Below are 18,800 nucleotides of genomic sequence, written 5' to 3' on the forward strand. Positions count from 1 at the left end.
CGGGCCCCTCCGTTTTGCAGCACCGAGCGCGTCACCGCCCAGCAGGAGGACCGACGCTCGTCGAAACCCATCAGGAGCACTGATGCTCGTCGAACCGCACGACCCCCTCCCTTTCCCCGGTGCCGCCGGACCCGCTGTCAGACGACTGGCACAAAGGTGGGTGGATCAGCTCGGCGGTGCGGAGCGCAGGCCTCGCGTGGCACTCGTCGAATCAACGGACCCCCGCGTGCTGTGGGCTGCCGCCCGCCTCGCCCAGGAGCGCGCCGTCACACCCGTACTCGTCGCGGACGATCCCGCCGCTGTCCGCGACCGCGCTGCCGACCTCGGCCTGAAGCTCCCCGAGGACCCGTCGCTGCTGGAGATACTGGAACCCTCCCGCTACACCGCAACCCTCCAGGGGCTGCTTAGCGAACGGCCCCGGCTCGCGGCCCACGCCTGCACCGACCCCCTCTTCCTCGCCGCCGCCGCACTCCGCAGCAAGGACGTGGACGTGTGCGTGGCGGGCAGCAACCGTCCCACTGCCGACGTACTGCGGGCCGGACTGCACGTCGTCGGACTGGCACCGGGAATCCGCACCCTCTCCAGCAGCTTCCTCATGGTGCGGCCTGACGGTGACGTGCTCACCTACGGGGACTGCGCCGTCGTCGTGGACCCCGACGCCGGACAACTGGCCGACATCGCCCGTGCGACAGCGGCCACGCACCACGCCCTCACCGGCGAGCGGGCAAGAGTCGCGCTGCTCTCCTTCAGCACGCGCGGCAGCGCGGCCCACCCTCGTGTGGACGCGGTGCGGGAAGCCCTCGCGCAACTGCGCGCCTCCGTCCCCGAACTGCCCGTGGACGGCGACCTCCAGTACGACGCGGCCGCCGACCCCGACGTCGGCGCGGCGAAGGCCCCCGGCTCGCCCGTCGCCGGGCGGGCGAACACCTTCGTCTTCCCCTCCCTGGAGGCGGGGAACATCGGCTACAAGGTCGCCCAGCGCGTCGGCGGCTGCGCCGCCATCGGCCCGCTGCTCCAGGGACTCGACGCGCCCCTGCACGACTTGTCGCGCGGCTGCACCGGATCCGACATCGCGGCCCTCGCCCTCGCGGGCGGTGTGCAGGCCGTCACCGCCGCCCAGGAGACGTCATGACCACCATCAGCCTCGCCGTGCTCGACCTCGCCGGTACGACAGTGACCGACGGCGGAATCGTCGAGGACGCCTTCTCCCACGCACTCGCGGGAGCAGGCGTCCGCCGGGAGGACACGCGCTACGACGAGATGATGCGCTACGTCCGCGACACCATGGGGGAGTCCAAGATCGGTGTGTTCCGGCACCTCTTCCCCGGCGACGAGGCCGTGGCCCAACGGGCCAACACCGCCTTCGAGGAGGCGTACGGGCAGATGGTCGCGGCCGGCCGCTGCTCCGCACTGCCCGGCGCCCGCGAGGCCGTCGAGGCACTCCGCGCCCACGGCTGCGCCGTCGTCCTCAACACCGGTTTCTCGCCCGGCACCCGCGACGAACTCCTCTCCTCCCTGGGCTGGTCCCACCTCGCCGACGCCGTGCTGTCTCCCGCCGACGCCGGACGTGGCAGGCCCTACCCCGACATGGTGCTGACGGCACTGCTGCGCACGGGAGCCCCCTCGGTCGACTCCGTCGCGGTCGTGGGGGACACCCCGCACGACATGCTGGCGGGCCGCGCCGCAGGAGCGGGCCTGGTGGTCGGCGTGCGGACGGGTGGGCACACCCCCGCGGCCCTGCGCACCGCGGGAGCCGACCAGGTACTCGACTCGGTGGCCGACCTGCCCGCCCTGCTCGCGGCAACCAGGCCGGCCGCATGATCCGCACCTGTGCGGGACGGCAGGGCGACGTGACTCGGACACGTGTGTGCCGTACAGCGTTCTCCGGGCACCGCGGTGGTCTGCATCTGATCACGCGTCCCGGTCAGGCCCGTCGTAGGTGCAGAAGCCCTGGCCCGACTTGACGCCCAGGTACCCGGTGTCGACGGGAGCGGTACGGGGCGGTTACGTGAGCCTCCTGAGCTGCCTCTGCCTCCCCGCCATGCTGTGGGCCGCCGTCGCGCAACTGCCCGGAATCCGCGTTCACCTGCAGCACGATTCCTCGGCCGGGGTGGTCGACCAAGCGGGCAAAGGGACCCTGGATCCCGGATTCGTCCGCGACCCGGCCCGGCTCACCGGCGAACTGGTCAGCACCGTCATCGCCACCGAGCGGATCGGCGCCGTGCTGCCCCACGGTCACCGTCTGGCCGGGAGGGACGGGATCGATCTCGCCCAGCTCGCAAACGAGGACTTCGTGCTGCCCGACCCGACCGCGCTGCCGGCACTGGCCGGGCAACTCCGCGTCGCCTGCCGCGAAGCCGGATTCACCCCGCGCGGGGTGGCCGTCGCCGACGACCTCAGCGGCCTGTTCAGCTAGGTCGGCGCGGGCCTCCGCGTCAGCCTCGTACCCGAACGGCTGCGCCACCTCGCCTTCGCGGGGTGTGCCCGGCACCGCTCCACGGACCCTCCGGGCACTTCGACACAGCAGTGCACGCTCTCCACCGCTCCGACGCCGACCCCGGGGTGATCCGCCTCCTGGCCGTGGCCCGGAGCGCGCAGGTCCCAGAGCGCTGATCCGGCGTGCGGAACGCGCCCGCTCGCTCAGGCGCCCACGGTCCCGTCGACACCCTCACGCAGGAAGTCCGCATGCCCGTTGTGGCGGCCGTACTCCAAGAGCACGTGCACCATCACCATGCGCAGTGACACTTCCTCTCCCCATCGGGGCTGGCGGCCGACCCGGTCCAGGGACCCGGCCTCCCCCTCGATGCGGCGTGAGTTCGCCACCTCGGCCTCCCAGACTGCGAACGCTTCGCCCCTGGTCGACAGGCGCGCGTCGTACGCCGCCTGGAAGTCGACCGTGTCCGACCAGACCATGGGCGCGTCGTTGTCCTCGAAGACCCGGCGGAACCATGCACGTTCCACCTCTGCCATGTGCCGCACCAGACCGAGCAGCGAAAGCGTCGACGGCGGCATCGACTGCTGCCGCAGTTCCTCGTCGGTGAGCCCCTCGCACTTCATGGCGAGGGTTGCCCGGTGATAGTCGAGGAAAGCCCGCAGCGTGTCGCGTTCGCCGCCCGAACGGGGCGGTGCTGTGCGCTGGTCGTCGGCCACTTGGCGTGCTCCTTGTCCGTGCTGTGCTCGGGACCAGTATCCCGTCCCCGTCGGCTGTCGCCGGACGACGGCCGGCTCCCGCGTCCCCGCTTCGGCTGCTACCGGGTGCGGGTGGTTGTCAGCGGGAGCAGGATCTCCTCCACGACGGCCTCCACCTCGGACGGGGGTACCGAGCCGGTCTGCATCGACTCGGCGACGATCAGGCGGGGGCCGACCGAGGCGATGCGCCCGGTGACCGCATCGGGACGGGCTTCGCCGCGGTCGGCGGCGGAACGCAGCATGCCCAGCAGGAGGCGCTGGTGCGGCACGATCAAGGTACGGAAGACCTCGTCGAACAACTCCGGGTGCCGCGGGCGCTGTGCGATCAGCGGTCGCAGCGCCCGTCCGCGGGGTTCCTCCAGCGCGCGGGCGAAGGCGCCCAGCACGATCAGCAGATCCTCGCGGAGCGAACCTGTCTCCGGTGCGTCGGCCGCGGGAAAGCCGGTGGCCGGGTCGGACAGCGCCGCCAGGACGAGCTCCGCGGGGCAGGACCACCGGCGGTAGAGAGCGGCCTTGCCCGTGCCCGCTCGGGCGGCGACCTTCTCGAAGCTCAGCTCTTCGAAGCTCGTCTCGGCCAGCTCTTCCAGAGTGGCCAGAAAGATCGCCCGGGTGAGCGCGGCCCCTCGCCGGCGGGTGGTGGTGCTGCCGGGTTCCGGCGGAACGGGTCGGGGCGAGTCGGCGGGCCGGCGGTCGGAAGGCATGCCCATGGTTATAGCTCTCCGACGGCGGGTGCGGCGAACGCGCGCAGTCGGGAGCAGGGCGTACAGTCAGTAGTGAACATTTTGGTTCTCTATTCGGAGGTGTTCCCTTCCGTGGTGGTCCCGCGTATCGACGTACACGCTCACTACCTCGGCGGGACCGTCGCGGAGCTCTTCCGCTCGGGCTTCGCCCTGGCCGGCGGCTACACGATGAGCGTCTCGTGGTCGCCCGAGGAGGCGCTCGGCTACATGGACCGCCTCGGCATCGCCACCCAGATCCTCTCCACGCCCTGGATCTGCACCGGCACCGCGGACGACCCCGACTTCGGCCGTCGCTTCGCGCGTGCGGTGAACGAGGAGTACGCGCAGCTCATCGAGGGATACCCAGGCCGGTTCGGCGCCTTCGCCGCGCTGCCGGGCGACTCCACGGAGACGATGCTGGAGGAGTTGGCGTACGCGCTCGACACCCTCCACCTGGACGGTGTGCTGCTGACGTCCAACACGGCCGGCCGCTATCTGGGCGAGGAGTGGGCCGAGCCGCTGCTGGCCGAGCTGAACCGGCGGCAGGTACCGGTCCTCCTCCACCCGACCGACAGCCCCACAATCGTGGACAACCTCGGTTTCGGCCGCCCCAGCTCGGTGTGCGAGTTCCCCTTCGACACCGCGCGCAACATCGTCAACGCGCTCTACCGCGGCGTCTTCCGGCGCTGTCCCGACCTGAAGCTGATCCTCGCCCACTGCGGGGGGCCGTTGCCGACCCTGGGCTGGCGCATCGCCGAGCACAGCACCATGGGCCAGGGCCCCGACGACGCAGGCGTCGACCCGGACCACGTCACCAGCGTGCTTGCCGGGCTGCACTACGAGACCGCTCTGGCCGGGGCGCGGCACTCGATCCTGCCGACGCTGGAGGTCACGGGCGCTGAGCAGCTCCTGTTCGGAACCGACTGGCCCGCAGCCCCCGAGTCCACCGCGCTCCGCAACACGGAGCAGTTGATGACCGGCGGCGCCCTCACCGACGCACAGCTCACCGCGGTGCAGCGCGACAACGCGCTGCGGCTCTTCCCCCGTTTCGCCTGACACCTGCCCTCTTCGTCTGGAGTACGCATGGCCGACAAGACGGCCCTCACCAACGTGCGCGTCTTCGACGGCGTGGACCTGACCGGGCCCACGACCGTGGTCGTCGACGGGCCGGTCATCGGCACGGACGCGAGGGGCGTGGAGATTCTCGACGGCGGGGGCGGCACCTTGCTGCCCGGCCTGTTCGACGCCCACGTGCACATGAACGCCCCCGGAGAGCCGGCCGAGCTCCTCGACCACGGCATCACCACCGCTCTCGACATGGCCTGCTTCCCGGCCGAGAAGATGCGCTCCTTCCGGGGCATGGCTCCCGACATCCGCAGCGCCGGAACGCCTGCCATCGGCCCCGGCGGGCCGCACTCCCACATGCCGGGCATGCCCCGGGAAGCCGTTCTGGACGGACCGGAGGGGGCAGAGGAGTTCGTGGCCCGGCGCGTCGCGGACGGTGTCGACTACATCAAGATCGTCGTCGACGGCGACCGGCTCGGTCAGGCCACGGTCGACGCCCTCGTCGCCGCCGGGCAGCGCAGCGGCAAGCTCACCGTCGCCCACGCCGCTTCCCTCGCCTCCTTCCGGCGTGCCGTACGCTCCGGCGTCGACGTCGTCACCCACGTGCCACGGGACGGCGTCCTCGACCAGGAGACCGTCGCGCAGATGGTGGAACAGGGCCAGGTCGCGGTGCCCACCCTCGCCATGATGAAGGCCGTGATCAAGGGAGCCGGTACGGAAGGCGAGGACTACTCCTGCAGCCGGGAGAGCGTCGCCGCACTCCATCGGGCGGGGGTGCCGGTTCTGGCGGGCACCGACGCCTTCGCCGGCCCCGCCCCGGTACCCGACCCCGTCCCCCATGGAACGGGCCTCCACCACGAACTGGCCCTCCTGGTCGATGCCGGACTGACCGCAGCGGAGGCCCTCCGAGCCGCAACCGTCCTGCCCGCTCGCCACTTCCGCCTCCGCGACCGCGGCGCCCTCACCGCCGGGCTCCGGGCCGACCTGCTCCTGATCGACGGCGACCCGCTGACCGACATCACGGCCACCCGCAACATCCGGCGCGTCTGGTGCGCCGGCGCAGAGCACGCGCGCGCCCACTGAGAAAGCGGGCTGCCTGGTGGTCCGCCGTCCCGGGGGCACCGTTGCCCCGTACGACAACGAAAGGCCCGGCACCTCATGGCGGAACAACGTGACGAACTGATCGACGTGCACGCCCACTTCGTCACCGACACCTATGTGGCCGCAGCCCGGTGCGCCGGTCATCTGCATCCCGACGGCATGCCCGGCTGGCCGGCCTGGAGCGCCGAGGAGCACCTGCGGATGATGGATGAGCACCGTATCCGTACGTCCGTGCTGTCCGTCTCCTCACCCGGCGTCCACTTCGGCGACGACGCGGCGGCCCGCACGCTGGCTCGGGAGGTGAACGCATACGGAGCCCGTATCTCCCAGGACCACCCAGGGCGTTTCGGCCACTTCGCCTCACTTCCGCTGCCCGACGTGGACGGCTGCCTGACCGAGCTCGCTCATGCGCTGGACGAGTTGGGAAGCGACGGTGTCACCGTCGAGTCCAACGCCCACGGCCGCTACCTCGGTGACCCTGCGTTCGAGCCGCTCTGGGCCGAACTGGACAGCCGCGAGGCCGTCGTCTTCGTCCACCCGACCTCCCCCGCGTGTCCGGAGACGGTCGCCGTCGGACGGCCCCGCCCGATGCTGGAGTTTCTCTTCGACTCGGCCCGCACGGTCTCCGACCTGGTGCTCGGCGGTGTGCTGGCGCGTTACCCGAACGTGCAGTGGGTCCTCACCCACGGCGGGGGAACTCTCCCGCTGCTGGCCGACCGGATCGAGCTCTTCCGCACCGCCCTGGGCGAGGGCTCGTCCGCCGGTCCCACCGTGCAGGAGCAGGTGGGCGAGCTCTGGTTCGACATCGCCGGGACTCCGTTTCCGCACCAGGTCCCCGCCCTCGCCACGGCCTTCGGAACCGAGCGGGTGCTGTACGGCAGCGACTACTGCTGGACCCCCGCATCGGCGGTCGCACGGCAGATCGCCTCCGTGGACACCGCCCACCAGCCGGAGCCCGCCACGTGGCGGTCGCTCACCTCGGCCAACGCCTGCCGCCTCATGCCCCGGCTGGCCTCGGGGAAGGGGCCCGGAGACGCAGAGGAGGGGAGGAGAGGCTGAGCATCGACCGCGACCGCGCGGCAGGTGCCGTGGGTGTGTGCGGGTGGGGCTGCGCAGTCCGCGGGTGGCCGTGCGGACGGTTCAGCCGAACCATCGGGCCAGGGCGCTTTCGAGGGTTTCCGCATCCGTACTGGACCAGGCGATGTAGCCGTCGGGCCGGACGAGGAGGGCGTCGGCGCCTTGCGTGTCCTCGTCGGTGGCGGCGACGACCTGGCGGACCCGGTCGGAGCGGGCTCCCAGTCGCCTCTCCTTTCCGTCGAGGCAGAGGAGCAGCCCCTGGCCTGAGTGCATCAGATCGCTGGCGCGGGTGGAGCCGTCTTCCGTGGTGAGATGGTGATCGATGAGGCGGGGGCCGAGGCCCGGGTAGCGAAGATCGAGCCCGGACATCAGCCCGGAGAGGTAGCGGTTGGTGTCGGGCAGGCGCAGCAGCTCCGTCATCAGTTCGCGGAGTGCGCCGGCGTCCTCGTCGCGGCCGGGATTCATCAGCAGGCCCTGCGCCTGGGTGTGCCGCAGCACGCGCGAGGCCACGGGGCGGCGTTCTTCGTGGTAGCTGTCCAGCAGGCCTGCGGGCGCCCAGCCGTGCACCGTGGCGGCGAGTTTCCAGCCGAGGTTGACGGCGTCCTGTACGCCCAGATTCACTCCCTGGCCGCCGATGGGCATATGGATGTGCGCGGCGTCCCCCGCGAACAGGACGCGGTTCTCGCGGTAGCGCTCGACCTGTCGTACGGCGTCGCTGAACCGCGAGGCGGCCCGCAGCTCGCCCAGTTCCGTCCCCGGCCCGTACACGGCCTGGAGCGGCTCGTTGACCTCGTCGGCGGTGACGGGCGCCTCGCGTCGCGGACCGTCCCCGGACAGCTTCCCGAAGAGCATGCGGTACAGGCCGTCGTCCAGGGGGTGAAGGATGGTGAAGAAGCCGTTCGCGAAGCGCGGGTAGCGGCTGAAGTGCCCGCGCGTGGTCGCAACGGTGTCGGACGCGGACGCAAGGGTCAGGTCGGCGGCCACCGCTGACATCCGGCCCGGCCTTCCGGGGAAGGGCACGCCCAGCAGGGAACGGACGGTGCTGTGCGCCCCGTCGCAGGCGACCAGATAGTCGGCGTGGATGTTCCCGGCCCGCACGCCGTGTCCGTCCTGCGCGACATCCGCGACCTCGTGGCCGCGCAGCACCGGGACGCCCCGGCCGACCAGGAGCTGTTCCAGGTGTGCCTCCAGCCGCGCCTGGGGGAGTGGGACCGGATACGGGTGACGGCTGCGCCAGGGGCGGCAGTCGAGCTCGACGGGGAGCATGGCGAAGTGGCCGCCGATCGGTTCGTGAGGCGGTGCGCCGTCGAGCAGCGGGTCCAGGAGCCCGCGCAGGTCGAGCACCTCGGCCGTGCGCGGCTGCAGGGCGCCGGCGCGGGACTGTGTGCCGCGCTCGCGCTGCTGCTCCAGGACCACGACCGACACCCCTGCCAGGGCCAGCTCGTAGGCCAGCATCAGCCCGGTCGGCCCGGCGCCCACCACTGTCACCTGGGTACGCATGCCACCCCTCGATTCCACATCTGTTCTGCATCAAGTGCAAAGATGCACTCAGTCTACCCCAAGGTAGACTGAGTGCATGAACGCACGGATGGGCCTGCGAGAGCTCAAGAAGGAACGGACGCGGGAGACGATCGCCGAGACGGCGATCCGACTGTTCCTGGCGAAGGGGTTCGACCAGGTCTCGGTCACGGAGGTCGCTGCCACGGCGGAGGTCTCCCGGCGGACCCTGTTCACCTACTTCCCGACGAAGGAAGACCTGGTGCTGCAGCGGTTCGCCGACCACGAGAGCGAGGCCGCCCGCATCGTGCGCGCCCGCACGGACGGCCAGGACCCGCTCGAAGCCCTCCGGGACGCCCTGCTGACGGCCTTGGAACAGCGGGACCCGAACACCGGGATGAACGACAACCCGGAGACCAGGGCCTTCTTCCAGATGATCCTCGACACCGAGAGCCTGGCGGCGCGGCTGACCCGGTACGCCTCACGCGGTGTCGACGCGCTGGCCGAGGCGTTGCAGGAGGCAGGGGCGGACCCGTTGGCCGCGCGTCTCACGGCGGCTCAGGTGCTCGCGGTGCAGCGCGAACTCGCGGTCATGAACCACACCAGCCTCATGGACGGTTCCTCCGCCGAAGACCGTCACCACGAGGCGGTCCGGGCAGCCGAGCGCGCCTTCGATCTGCTGCGTTTCGGGACGGCTGCCGGACGCCGGATGTGTTGAGCACGCGGCGCGGCGCCCACGCGCGGAGAGCGCCTGGGCGTCGTTCACACGCGCTCGCAGCGGTGAAATCACTCTCGCGGGCTTTCGGGCCTGGCGCCTGTCGCTCGCGCGGTGGCGGCGGCCTCCAGCAGGGACCATCCGTCGATGTCCGTCACCTTCCGTTCTCCCGCCTGCCGGTCGCGCGCCGGTGCCACGTCGAGCAGCGATCGGACAGCACCGGGCTCGTGCAGGTTCAGGGTGGCGCCCCGGGTGAAGCCCACGTCCCCGGAACCGGAGGGCGCCCCGCCCGGTATGTACCGGCCGGGGCCGTCGGCGAAGACGATGCGCAGCGGGCCGCTGGAGCCGGGAGGCTGGGGGAACAGCGTGAGGATCTGACGGCAGTCCACGGAACGGCCCTCGTGGTCCCTTCGATGACTGTGACGCAGGGTCCACATGTACACCCGGCCGTCGACGACCAGCCGACGGGGCTTGTTCGAACGGCGAGGCATGCAGCCGAGGATACGTGTCCTGGTCGACAGGAAGCCCTTCAGCGGTGGTCGCACTCCGTTGCGGCGGAACCGGATCCTCGGCTCGGTTGCTCCGGGGGGCCTGGCCGCCGGCAACTCATGCGAGGGGCACCGTGCCGCAGGGGGACCGTGTCAGCGGTAGCGGGCAAGTGCGTCGTAGTGCTGTTGCAGGGCCGGGGAGAGAGCGACCCGGTCGTCCTGGAGGAGGTTGTTCGCCATGGCCCGGGCTGCGGGCTCACCCTTGCGGAAGGCTTGGGCGATGTGCTGGGCGTGGACGGGTTGCAGGCTTTCGCCGAAAGGTGCCTCGTTCGGGTCGGTGACCGCCTCGATCAGGCAAGGGCCGTCGGTGGCCATCGCCTGGGCGAACACCTCGGCGGCGTCGGCCGGCTCCTCGATGCGGAAGGCCTGCAGGCCGCAGGCACGGGCGACTGCGGCGAAGTCGATCGGGTACAGCTCGCACCCCATCTGCGGATTGCCGAGCAGACCGGTCTGTTCCCAGACTTCCAGCGCGAGGGAGTTGTTGCGCAGTACGACCACCTTGATCGGCAGGTCGTACTGGGCGAGGGTGGCCAGCTCGCCCAGGCCCATGCTCATCGAGCCGTCGCCGGTGAAGGCGATCACCGGGCGGTCCGGGTGGGCGAGCTGCGCGCCGAGGGCGTAGGGCAGCGCGGAGCCCATGGTGCACAGCGTGCCGGAGAAGGAGTACCGCATTCCCCGGCGCAGCCGCAGGCGGCCTCCCCAGGCGGTGACGGTCCCCGCGTCCCCGGTCACGATCGCTCCGTCCGGCAGCGCCTTGGACAGCTCCCAGGTCACCACCTGCGGCCGCATCGGTGTGCCCGAACTCGCGGCCTGCTCACCGATCAGCTGCCACCACCGCCGGTAGGTGTTCTGCGCCTGCTGGAGGAAGGAGCGGTCGTTCTTGCGCTCCAGCAGGGGCAGCAGGCGCTGCAGGACCGCTTGCGCATGGCCGACCAGGCCGACCTCGACGGGGTAACGCATGGCGATGCGGTCGGCGTTCAGGTCGATCTGCACACCGCGTGCCTGGCCGGGCCAGGGCCAGAACTCGTAGTAGGGGGTGGAGGAGCCGACGATGAGGAACCCGTCGCAGTTCTCGAACGCCTCGTGCGAGGCGCGCGTGCCGATCAGTCCCATGCCGCCGGTGGTGTACGGGCTGTCGTCCGGTACACAGTCCTTGCCCAGCCCCGCCTTGACCAAAGGAGCCCCCAGTACGTCCGCGACCTGTTCGAGAAGGTCACCGGCGCCGCGAGCTCCGGCCCCCGCGCAGATCGCCACCCGCTCGCACCCGTTCAGCACCTCCGCGGCGGCCCGCAGCTGCTCCTCGGGCGGGATCACCGTGAAGGGCTGCGGGGCGAGCGACAGGTGGCTGGGGACGTTCTTCGGCGACGCCGTGTCCTGATCGAGGGTGAAGGACTGGACGTCGATGGGGATCGCCACATGGGAGGGGGTGCGGTTCATCAGTGCGCTGCGCACCGCCAGGTCGGTGACCGCGAGCGCATGGGTGGGGCCCATGATCCGCTCGGAGAACAGGCAGGCGTGCTCGAACAACCGGTCGGAGGGCAGATCCTGCAGAAAGTGCGCGCCGACCGTGTCGTGATACGACAGGCCGGTGAGTGCGATCACCGGGGCGCCGTCGATGCGGGCGTCGTACAGGCCGTTGAGCAGGTGGACCGCTCCGGGGCCCGCCGTGGCGACGCACGCAGCCGGACGGCCGGTGAACTTGGCGTAGCCCACACAGGCCAGGGCGGCGCTCTCCTCGTGCCGCACGTGCACCAACCGCATCTGCGGATGGGTCCGCAGCGCCTCGAAGAACCCGTTGACCTGGTCCCCGCAGATGCCGAAGACGGTGTCGACGCCCCACTCCAGCAGCCGCTCCACCACCAGGTCCGACGTGGTCCTGGAACCGGATTCCGCCGCAGACCGCTCACTCACGGGCAGATCCTCTTTCCGTACTCGGCGTGACGCCCGCCTGGCCGGCCGGGCCCGCGGCTCCTCCGGCGCAGGGTCCCCCGCCGTGGCCCGCCCTACGTCCGCACATGACGCGTTCACCGGTACGGCCCTCACCTGAACGCTGAACGGAACCGGGACGCCGGGACGGTGCGCCCGCCCTTGTCCGACCGACCGTGCCCCGCAGCCTGTCAGGACAGCGCGGAGGCGACATGCAGGTCCGTGTTCTTGGTCTCCGGCGCCATCAAGAGGCTGACCACGGCGCCGACCAAAGCGATTGCTGCGGCGATGTACATCGTTGCGCTCAGGCCCAAGGACGTCAGTGCCCAGGGGGTGGCGAAGGTGCCGATCGCGGAGCCGACGCGGCTGATCCCGGTGCACAGGCCCACGGCTGTGGCCCGGACGTTGGTGGGGAAGAGTTCGTTGGGGTAGATCCACTCCAGGATGGAGGGTCCTCCGTTGAACACGGCGTAGACGGCGAAGGCGCACGCGATCATCCACAGGCCCGAGTCCGGCGCGACGGCGAGGTAGAGCAGGCCGAGCGCGGAGACCGCGAAGCCGCCGATGAGGATGGGGCGCCGCCCCAGGCGGTCCACGAGGAGCAGGGCGACGATGTTGCCGACCAGGAAGAACAGGTTGATCAGGCCGTATCCGAGGTTTGCCTCGTCGCTGCCGCCGTTCAGGTCGAAGAGCGTCAGCATCTGCGGACCGAAGGCGTATATCGCGAACAGTGTGACGATGGTGCAGGTCCAGAAGACCGAGATGAAGACCACGCGGGTGAGGTAACCGCCGCTGAGCAGGCCACGGATCGAGGTGGTCCCTTCCTCCTCCGGGAGATCGTCGAGCGTGGCTCGGTCCCCGACGGTCTTGCGCAGCACCTTGAGGGCCTCTTCCCTGCGCCCCTTGCTCAGCAGCCAGCGAGGGGATTCCGGGATGCTGGTACGGGCGATCACGATGAGCGCCGCAGGGAGAGCGGAGGAGGCGAGCATCCATTTCCAGCCGTCGGGTGAGCGCAGCAGGAAGTAGCCGACGAACGCCGCGACCGTCGCCCCGACGAACCACATGGCATTGAGCCCTCCGAGGAGTTTGCCCCTCCAGGACTTCGGCACGAACTCGGTGACGAGCGAGGTGGCGATGGGGTAGTCCGCGCCGACCGCGATCCCGATGAGCAGACGCAGTACGAAGAGTTCGACCTCGTTGGTGACGAAGAACTGCGCCACCGAGCAGACGATGATCGCGATGAGGTCGATCGTGTACATCAGCTTCCGGCCGATGCGATCTGTCACCGCACCGAACACTGCGCCGCCGAGAAAGACACCGATGAGTGCCGAGGCGCCGATGAGGCCGGACCACAGGGTGCTCACGTCCCAGAGCGACTGTATCTGCACCATGGCGATGCCGATGATGGCGAGTACGTAGCCGTCGAGGAAGGGGCCCCCGGAGGAGTAGAGGGTCAGTTTCCGGTGGAATCCGTTGAGTCGGGCACTGTCGAGCGAGACGCGGGCCTGGTCCGGTGCGGAACTGGCGGTGTCGACGTTCATGGGGACCGTCCCATCAAGGGTTCGAGAACGCAGGGAGCTCTCGGCGCGGTGCGTGAGAGCGGGGACTTCCGGGGCGCTGAGGCCGGGGCGCATGGCGGGGCGACCGCATGCGGTCCTGTTCCGTGGCGTTGCGCCGTCGGTGTCGGCGGGCGGGGCCGTCCGAAGGGATGCAGAAGCCGGCCGGGACCGCCACGACGGTGCCGACTTTGATGCGCTCGCCGCCTCGGCACCGCGCGACCCTGTGGGGGCGTCGGAAGCGGCGGCGGAATGCCTGTCAGGCGGTCAGGTCGAGACGAGCCGGGGCAGGTTGTCGCGGTAGCACCCGGTCGGGCCGAAGAGATGACCGGTGGCGTCGAGTGCCGTGGCGCGTGCGGGCGCCGACCTCACGGTGCTCGGACTCCGGCTCCGGCCGGTTCGGGAAGGAGGAACCGGCGTGCGGCGGCGCAGGCGCTCGACCATACGTCACGGTCCACGTGCAGGCCGTCCTTCCGCGCGGTGGTGAGGCGTTCTTGCTGCTGCGCCGCGCTGCGGGTCGGCGCGAGGCCTGTCGGGAGGGTCTCCTCGGTCCACCGGCTCAGCAGGACGCCTTCGCCGCACGAGAGGGGGATCTTCGTGGAGAAAGCAGCGCGGGGGCCGCGTGCGACGCTGCCTGGGGAGTGGCCTGCCCGGTACACCGCGCCGTGCGGTGTGGCCCGTACCGAGACGTCCGGCGACCCGTCTGCTCGCATCGCGGTGGCGAGGAGCGGAGTCGTGGTGCGGGCGGCGGAGTCGAGAAGGACCCATTCCAGAGCCCGCGTCCACCTCAGCCCTGACAACAGCACCAGCCGTTCGCCGGCCGCGGCCAGATCCGCTGCCAAAGTACCCAGCAGCAGTGGCCCCCGGCCCGCCGGATCGTGCAGGACGTCGATGCTTCCGCCCTCGCGTGAGACCGGCACCCGAGCGTGCGGTACGTGGTCGAGCTCTTCGATCAGCGCCCGGACGCCCTCACCGTCCAGGATCTCCCCCGAAACGGTGAGGTCGGCGACCGTGGCGGCTTCGCCGCCCGAGGCGCCTGCCGCGAGAGCCGCACGGAAGGCGACTTCGCGGACTTCCCGGACCGAGACGCGGCATGGGGCGCCGCTGTCCGCTCCCGTCGTGCTCCTGGCCGAAGCGTCGGGATGCGGGGTGGCAGGACGGACACGGCCAGTGGTCAGGGGAGTCACGATGCCTCCGCGGAGTCGAAGACCTCGGTGAAGAGCCGGAGCCAGTTCCCTCCGAGCACCTTCGTGAGGGTGTCGTCGTCGAGGCCGACCGACTGCAGACCTTCGGTGACGGCCGGAAAGTCCGCGGGCCCCGCGAACCACTGGGGCCAAGCGGGCCACTCGGGTTCGACCGGGTTGGCGGATGCGGGTCGCCATCGGCCGTTGCGCAGCCAGGCGACGAAGTCCTGCGACCAGTTCCGTGTGCAGTCGCTGCCGATGGCCACATGGTCGGGCCCGATGTCGTCGACGAGACGGGCGACCATGGTGCAGAACTGTTCCCGTGTGGTCAGTTCACCGCCCAGTACGTTGGGGTACAGACAGCAGCCGATGACGCCTCCGCGCCCGGCCAGGGCCGTGATGACCTCGTCCGGCTTGTTCCTCGGATGGTCCAGGAACCAGGTCGGGTTGGCGTGGGTGATCGCCACGGGCTGCTGGGAGGCGTCTATGGCGTCGCGTGAGGTCCGGTTGCCCACGTGGGAGAGGTCGACGAGCATGCCGACGCGGTTCATCTCTGCGACGACGAAGCGGCCGTACGCGCTCAGCCCGGAGTCCTCCGCGTCGTAGCAGGCGCCGCCGACCAGGTTCTGGATGTTGTACGTGAGTTGGGCGACGCGGACGCCGAGCCGGTGGAAGACCTCCACGAGCCGGTAGTCGTCCGCGAACGGCGAGGTGTTCTGGAACCCGAGCAGGACGGCGACCTTGCCCGCGGCTTTCGCGGCCCGTATCTCCTCAGCCGTCTCCGCGAGCACGACCACGTCGTCGTTGTCCCTGGCCAGTTGGTACCAGTCGGCGATCGCCCGGGTGGTCTCGGCCGGCCCCTCCCACACGGCACAGGTGGCGTTCACCCCCGTGACGCCGCCGGCGCGGAGCTCCTGGAGGACCTTGCGGTCCCAGTTGTTGATCTGCAGGCCGTCGATGACGAGCAGGTCGTCGTGGTCGAGTGAGCTCACTGAGCATCCTTTCCGGGCTTGCGGGTGAAGATCCAGTCGTGGTCGGTACCGGCTGAGACGTCCGCGGCCCTGGGCGCTCCGGAGAAGAGCGTGACCCGCAGCCAGTCCGTGGACTGAGGGCTGTAGTTGTCCATGCCGTACAGCGCGAGCTGGAACCGTTGCAGATGGAGGGGGAGGAAGTCCTCGGCCAACAGGTTGGCGCGCACCTCCGCGTACGGGAGGTTCGCCAGCGTCTGGATCCTGGCGACCGCTCCGCGGTGCCAGGGGTGGGCCAGCAGGAACTCGGCCACCGTCTGCGTCCCGTCGCTCCCGGTGAGGTCGTCCAGCAGTGCGGACACCGCACGCGCGATGTCGACGGGGTGCTCCAGCTGCTCCCCGGGATCGTTGCACCGCCGCCCGCGTCGGGGTTCCTCGTTGTTCGCCGAGGAGAACCAGAAGTGCGCCTGCTGCGCGGGATCGGTGAAGTCGAAGCGCCTCGCCCATCCGTAGCGGTCGAGTGCGATGCCGCGCAGTTCTTCGCCGGTCTGGGCCGGCCGCACGTGGAGGGACTCGTCGCAGCGCAGCAGTGCTTCGATGTCGGAGTCCAGCTCGTCGTGGACCTCGACCAGCACCGAGTCGAGAACCCCGCGGGCTTCCAGCCCGATCGCCTCGGCCGCCGCATGCAGCGTCTGCCAGGCCCGGTCGGTCGGCTCCCCCCGGACGGTTCCCGATGCCACGTACTCGGCCAGCAGCACCGCCAGTGCGTCGAGCTGCTCAGCGAGCTGTGGACAGGGCAGATACGGCTCCGTGGCCAAGGTGTCACGCTCGCGGTAGTAGCCGCGGGCGCGGTCGAGCAGAGCGCACACCCGGGCCGTGCGCGGGTCTCGCGGCGATGTGCGCTGGTGCAGGGCGTGGGCGAGGGGCAGTTCCCGTACGGCGCACCACGCGTCCAGCACCTGCGGGTGGTTGATCACGTACGGCACCATGCCGAGCCCGGTGGCGTTGCCGAGCCCGAGGAAGCATCTCCAACCGCCGGCGAGCTGGACCGCGCTTGCGCTCCTCGCCGCCGCGCAGTGCTCCACCAGGTCGTAGCTGAGCTCGCGCAGCAGCCACGCGGCCAGCATCTGGGCGCGGTAGGGCGGCCGCAGGGGATGGCCGGCATCCAGGCGGTCGAAGTCGGCGAGCCCGAGCTTCCCGTTGCTGTAGAAAGCAGTGCTGCGCAGGACGTACGCCGCGTCTCCCATCGCGGCCGGATCCGGTTGACGGCCCTGGGCAAGCCGGTCCACGACGTAGTCGAAGAACCGCCGGCTGCGGTTGGCGCGCGTCCACACCAGCGTCTCGGCATCGGCCCGCCCCTCCTCCTGACGGGGCACCTGCGTGCGAAGGCCCGCCAAGCGGCCCTCGTCCCAGGGGCCTTCCACCAAGGCCGCGGTGACGTCCCACGCCTCGGCGATCACCCGGTCGGTGCGCTGCTCTTCGGGCAGCACCGTGGAGAAGGCGACGAATCGCAGTTCATGCCCGCCGGCGTCCACCTTGTAGACGGCTTCGCCCCTGCCCTGGGCATCGAGGTTCCAGACCTCACGGCGTACGGTCCAGCGCTGGGCCGCGGCCACTCGCAGGAAGGACCGCGCGAAGCTGTGCCGCGTACAGCGGGCGGCCCCCATGTCCAGCGGGTCGAGGACCTGGTCGGCCGGGCGGGCCAGCTCCTGCGCCCGCCGGAGCCGTTCGGTCGGTCGCGTCCCCTGGGCGGCGGTCACTGCCCGCTCCCGCGGGGGGTCCCCGTCCGCAGGTAAGCGGTCTTGGTCCAGGTGAAGAACTCCGCGCTGGTGTCGCCGTTCTGCTCGCGCGGTGCCGGGAAGGAGGAGTCCTTCAGCCCGCCGAAGGGAGCGTGCAGCTCCGACCCGGTGGTGGGAGCGTTCACCTTGACCAGGCCCGCGTCGAGCTCGGCGAGGCACCGCCGCACGGCCCGCTCGTCGCACGTGAACACCGCGGCAGTGAGTCCGAAGGCGGTGCCGTTGGCGATGCGGACGGCCTCGTCCAGATCGGTCGCCCGCAACAGGGTGGTGACCGGGCCGAAAACTTCCTCCCGGCAGATGGCCAGGTCCGGGGTGCCGGCGAGCAGCGTCGGCGCGAAGTGGCAGCCGTCGGAGGAAGCGGGGGCGTCAGCGCGTGCGAGGACGCGTGCACCTCCCGCCACGGCCTGTTGCACGGCGGACTCGACCTGTTGGCGTGCCTTCGGCGAGACCAGCGGGCCGATGTCCACGCCTTCGTCCTGGCCGTCGCCGACCACGAGCGCCTTCACCCGGCTCTCCAGCTCCGGCACGAGCGCCTCGTATGCCGCTCCGACCGCGATGATCCGGCGGGTGGCCGTGCACTTCTGGCCCGTGCTCCCCATGGCTCCGGCGACGAGGGAGGCCGCGGCCTGTGCCGGGTCGATGTCAGGCAGCACGATGGCCGCGTTGTGCCCGCCGAGCTCCATCTGCACCTTTGCCCCGCGCGGGACGACCGCCGCCTGGATCGAGCGCCCGACGGGCACGGAGCCGGTGAAGGTCACTCCGGCGATCTCCTCGCGCGCCACCAGGGCCGCGCCGAGGCTGCCGGGGGCGAGGAGCAGGTTCAGCACGCCCGCGGGAAGCCCGGCCTCCTCCAGCACCTCCGCGAAGGCGACAGCCACGGCCACGGTGTCGCTGGCGGGCTTCCATACGACCGAGTTCCCCCACAGCAGGGCGGGAGCGATCTTCCATGCCGCTATCTGCAACGGGAAGTTCCACGGGGTGATCGCCGCGACGACGCCCAGCGGACGCCGGACGGTCCGGATCACCTCGTCCGGGTGGCCCGACGGGAACGTGGCGCCGTCGGCTGCCCGCGCGCGGCCCGCGTGGTAGTACAGGGTCTCCACAGCCGCACCCACCTCGGCACGGGACTCCGGGAGGGTCTTGCCCTGCTCGCGCGTCATGAGCAGCGCGATCGCCTCCGCCCGGTCGGCGAGCAGCCCGGCAGCCCGGCGCAGCACCAGGCCGCGTTGTATGAGGCCGCTTGCGGACCAGTCCGGCTGTGCTTCCTGCGCGGCGGCGACTGCCCGCTCCAGCAGCGCCGCTCCCGCCGGGCGGTAGACGGCGACCGCTCGCTCAGGGTGCGCGGGGTCGAGACTGACCGTCTCCTCGGCCTCGCCGTCGGTCCATTCCCCGGCGACCAGGTGCCGAAGGTGCTTTCGTCCGTCAAGGGGGGTGCGGGTGGCTGTCACGGCGGTGC

Annotated in this window: 17 protein-coding genes; 7 read left to right on the forward strand and 10 right to left on the reverse strand. The window is 71.0% G+C overall.

Features of this window, described 5'->3' with window-relative positions:
* Positions 1-196 precede the first annotated feature (196 nt).
* From H297_RS36745 to H297_RS40285, 3 genes are all read left to right on the forward strand, one after another.
* Complete coding sequence (locus H297_RS36745; protein WP_486589540.1) at positions 197-1,132, forward strand: phosphate acyltransferase; 936 nt, start codon at positions 197-199, stop codon at positions 1,130-1,132.
* Positions 1,129-1,821 carry a phosphonatase-like hydrolase gene (locus H297_RS0116585; protein ID WP_027737976.1) on the forward strand — a complete coding sequence of 231 codons (693 nt, stop codon included), beginning with the start codon at positions 1,129-1,131 and terminating at the stop codon, positions 1,819-1,821. The genes H297_RS36745 and H297_RS0116585 overlap by 4 nt, the downstream gene beginning before the upstream one ends.
* 187 nt (positions 1,822-2,008) lie before the next feature.
* Complete coding sequence (locus tag H297_RS40285) at positions 2,009-2,416, forward strand: LysR family substrate-binding domain-containing protein (RefSeq protein ID WP_158693700.1); 408 nt, start codon at positions 2,009-2,011, stop codon at positions 2,414-2,416.
* Between the two features lie 224 nt (positions 2,417-2,640).
* Here H297_RS40285 and H297_RS0116595 read toward each other — a convergent pair whose 3' ends face one another.
* Positions 2,641-3,150 (reverse strand): DinB family protein, encoded by a 510-nt coding sequence (locus tag H297_RS0116595; protein ID WP_027737977.1) that lies wholly within the window; start codon positions 3,148-3,150, stop codon positions 2,641-2,643.
* 98 nt (positions 3,151-3,248) lie between these two features.
* Positions 3,249-3,890: a TetR/AcrR family transcriptional regulator gene (locus H297_RS0116600; RefSeq protein WP_027737978.1), complete on the reverse strand. Its 642-nt coding sequence runs from the start codon at positions 3,888-3,890 to the stop codon at positions 3,249-3,251.
* A gap of 111 nt (positions 3,891-4,001) precedes the next feature.
* Between H297_RS0116600 and H297_RS0116605 the strand changes: the two genes are divergently transcribed.
* The 3 genes from H297_RS0116605 (at position 4,002) to H297_RS36755 (ending at position 7,133) form a co-directional block, all read left to right on the forward strand.
* Positions 4,002-4,964, forward strand: a complete 963-nt coding sequence (locus H297_RS0116605) for an amidohydrolase family protein (RefSeq protein ID WP_037794410.1) — start codon at positions 4,002-4,004, stop codon at positions 4,962-4,964.
* A gap of 27 nt (positions 4,965-4,991) precedes the next feature.
* Positions 4,992-6,056, forward strand: coding sequence for an amidohydrolase family protein (locus tag H297_RS0116610; protein WP_027737980.1), 1,065 nt, complete (start codon positions 4,992-4,994; stop codon positions 6,054-6,056).
* Positions 6,057-6,131: 75 nt separating this feature from the next.
* The gene (locus H297_RS36755; protein ID WP_051351905.1) at positions 6,132-7,133 is read left to right on the forward strand and encodes an amidohydrolase family protein; all 1,002 of its coding nucleotides are present in this window, start codon (positions 6,132-6,134) and stop codon (positions 7,131-7,133) included.
* An 81-nt stretch (positions 7,134-7,214) separates the two neighbouring features.
* Here the strand turns inward: H297_RS36755 and H297_RS0116620 are convergent, their stop codons facing one another.
* Positions 7,215-8,651 (reverse strand): FAD-dependent oxidoreductase, encoded by a 1,437-nt coding sequence (locus H297_RS0116620; RefSeq protein ID WP_027737981.1) that lies wholly within the window; start codon positions 8,649-8,651, stop codon positions 7,215-7,217.
* 76 nt (positions 8,652-8,727) lie between these two features.
* On the opposite strand from H297_RS0116620, the gene H297_RS0116625 reads away from it, so the two are divergent.
* The gene (locus H297_RS0116625) at positions 8,728-9,366 is read left to right on the forward strand and encodes a TetR/AcrR family transcriptional regulator (protein ID WP_027737982.1); all 639 of its coding nucleotides are present in this window, start codon (positions 8,728-8,730) and stop codon (positions 9,364-9,366) included.
* A gap of 68 nt (positions 9,367-9,434) precedes the next feature.
* On the opposite strand, the gene H297_RS0116630 is transcribed toward H297_RS0116625, so the two are convergent.
* The 7 genes from H297_RS0116630 to H297_RS0116665 all read right to left on the reverse strand — a co-directional run bounded on the left by H297_RS0116630 (position 9,435) and on the right by H297_RS0116665 (position 18,792).
* Positions 9,435-9,854: a hypothetical protein gene (locus H297_RS0116630; protein ID WP_037794412.1), complete on the reverse strand. Its 420-nt coding sequence runs from the start codon at positions 9,852-9,854 to the stop codon at positions 9,435-9,437.
* Positions 9,855-10,004: 150 nt separating this feature from the next.
* Positions 10,005-11,822, reverse strand: coding sequence for a thiamine pyrophosphate-dependent enzyme (locus H297_RS0116635; protein ID WP_027737984.1), 1,818 nt, complete (start codon positions 11,820-11,822; stop codon positions 10,005-10,007).
* Between the two features lie 206 nt (positions 11,823-12,028).
* On the reverse strand, positions 12,029-13,378 hold the full coding sequence (locus H297_RS0116640) for an MFS transporter (RefSeq protein ID WP_027737985.1): 1,350 nt from the start codon (positions 13,376-13,378) through the stop codon (positions 12,029-12,031).
* Between the two features lie 383 nt (positions 13,379-13,761).
* Positions 13,762-14,580, reverse strand: coding sequence for a hypothetical protein (locus H297_RS0116650; protein ID WP_027737986.1), 819 nt, complete (start codon positions 14,578-14,580; stop codon positions 13,762-13,764).
* Complete coding sequence (locus tag H297_RS0116655) at positions 14,577-15,569, reverse strand: membrane dipeptidase (protein WP_027737987.1); 993 nt, start codon at positions 15,567-15,569, stop codon at positions 14,577-14,579. Before H297_RS0116655 ends, H297_RS0116650 begins: the two co-directional genes overlap by 4 nt.
* Positions 15,566-17,305 carry a hypothetical protein gene (locus H297_RS0116660; RefSeq protein ID WP_027737988.1) on the reverse strand — a complete coding sequence of 580 codons (1,740 nt, stop codon included), beginning with the start codon at positions 17,303-17,305 and terminating at the stop codon, positions 15,566-15,568. Before H297_RS0116660 ends, H297_RS0116655 begins: the two co-directional genes overlap by 4 nt.
* Positions 17,302-18,792, reverse strand: coding sequence for an aldehyde dehydrogenase family protein (locus H297_RS0116665; RefSeq protein ID WP_051351906.1), 1,491 nt, complete (start codon positions 18,790-18,792; stop codon positions 17,302-17,304). Before H297_RS0116665 ends, H297_RS0116660 begins: the two co-directional genes overlap by 4 nt.
* Positions 18,793-18,800: the final 8 nt, after the last annotated feature.

This window comes from Streptomyces sp. CNT360 (genome assembly GCF_000424785.1).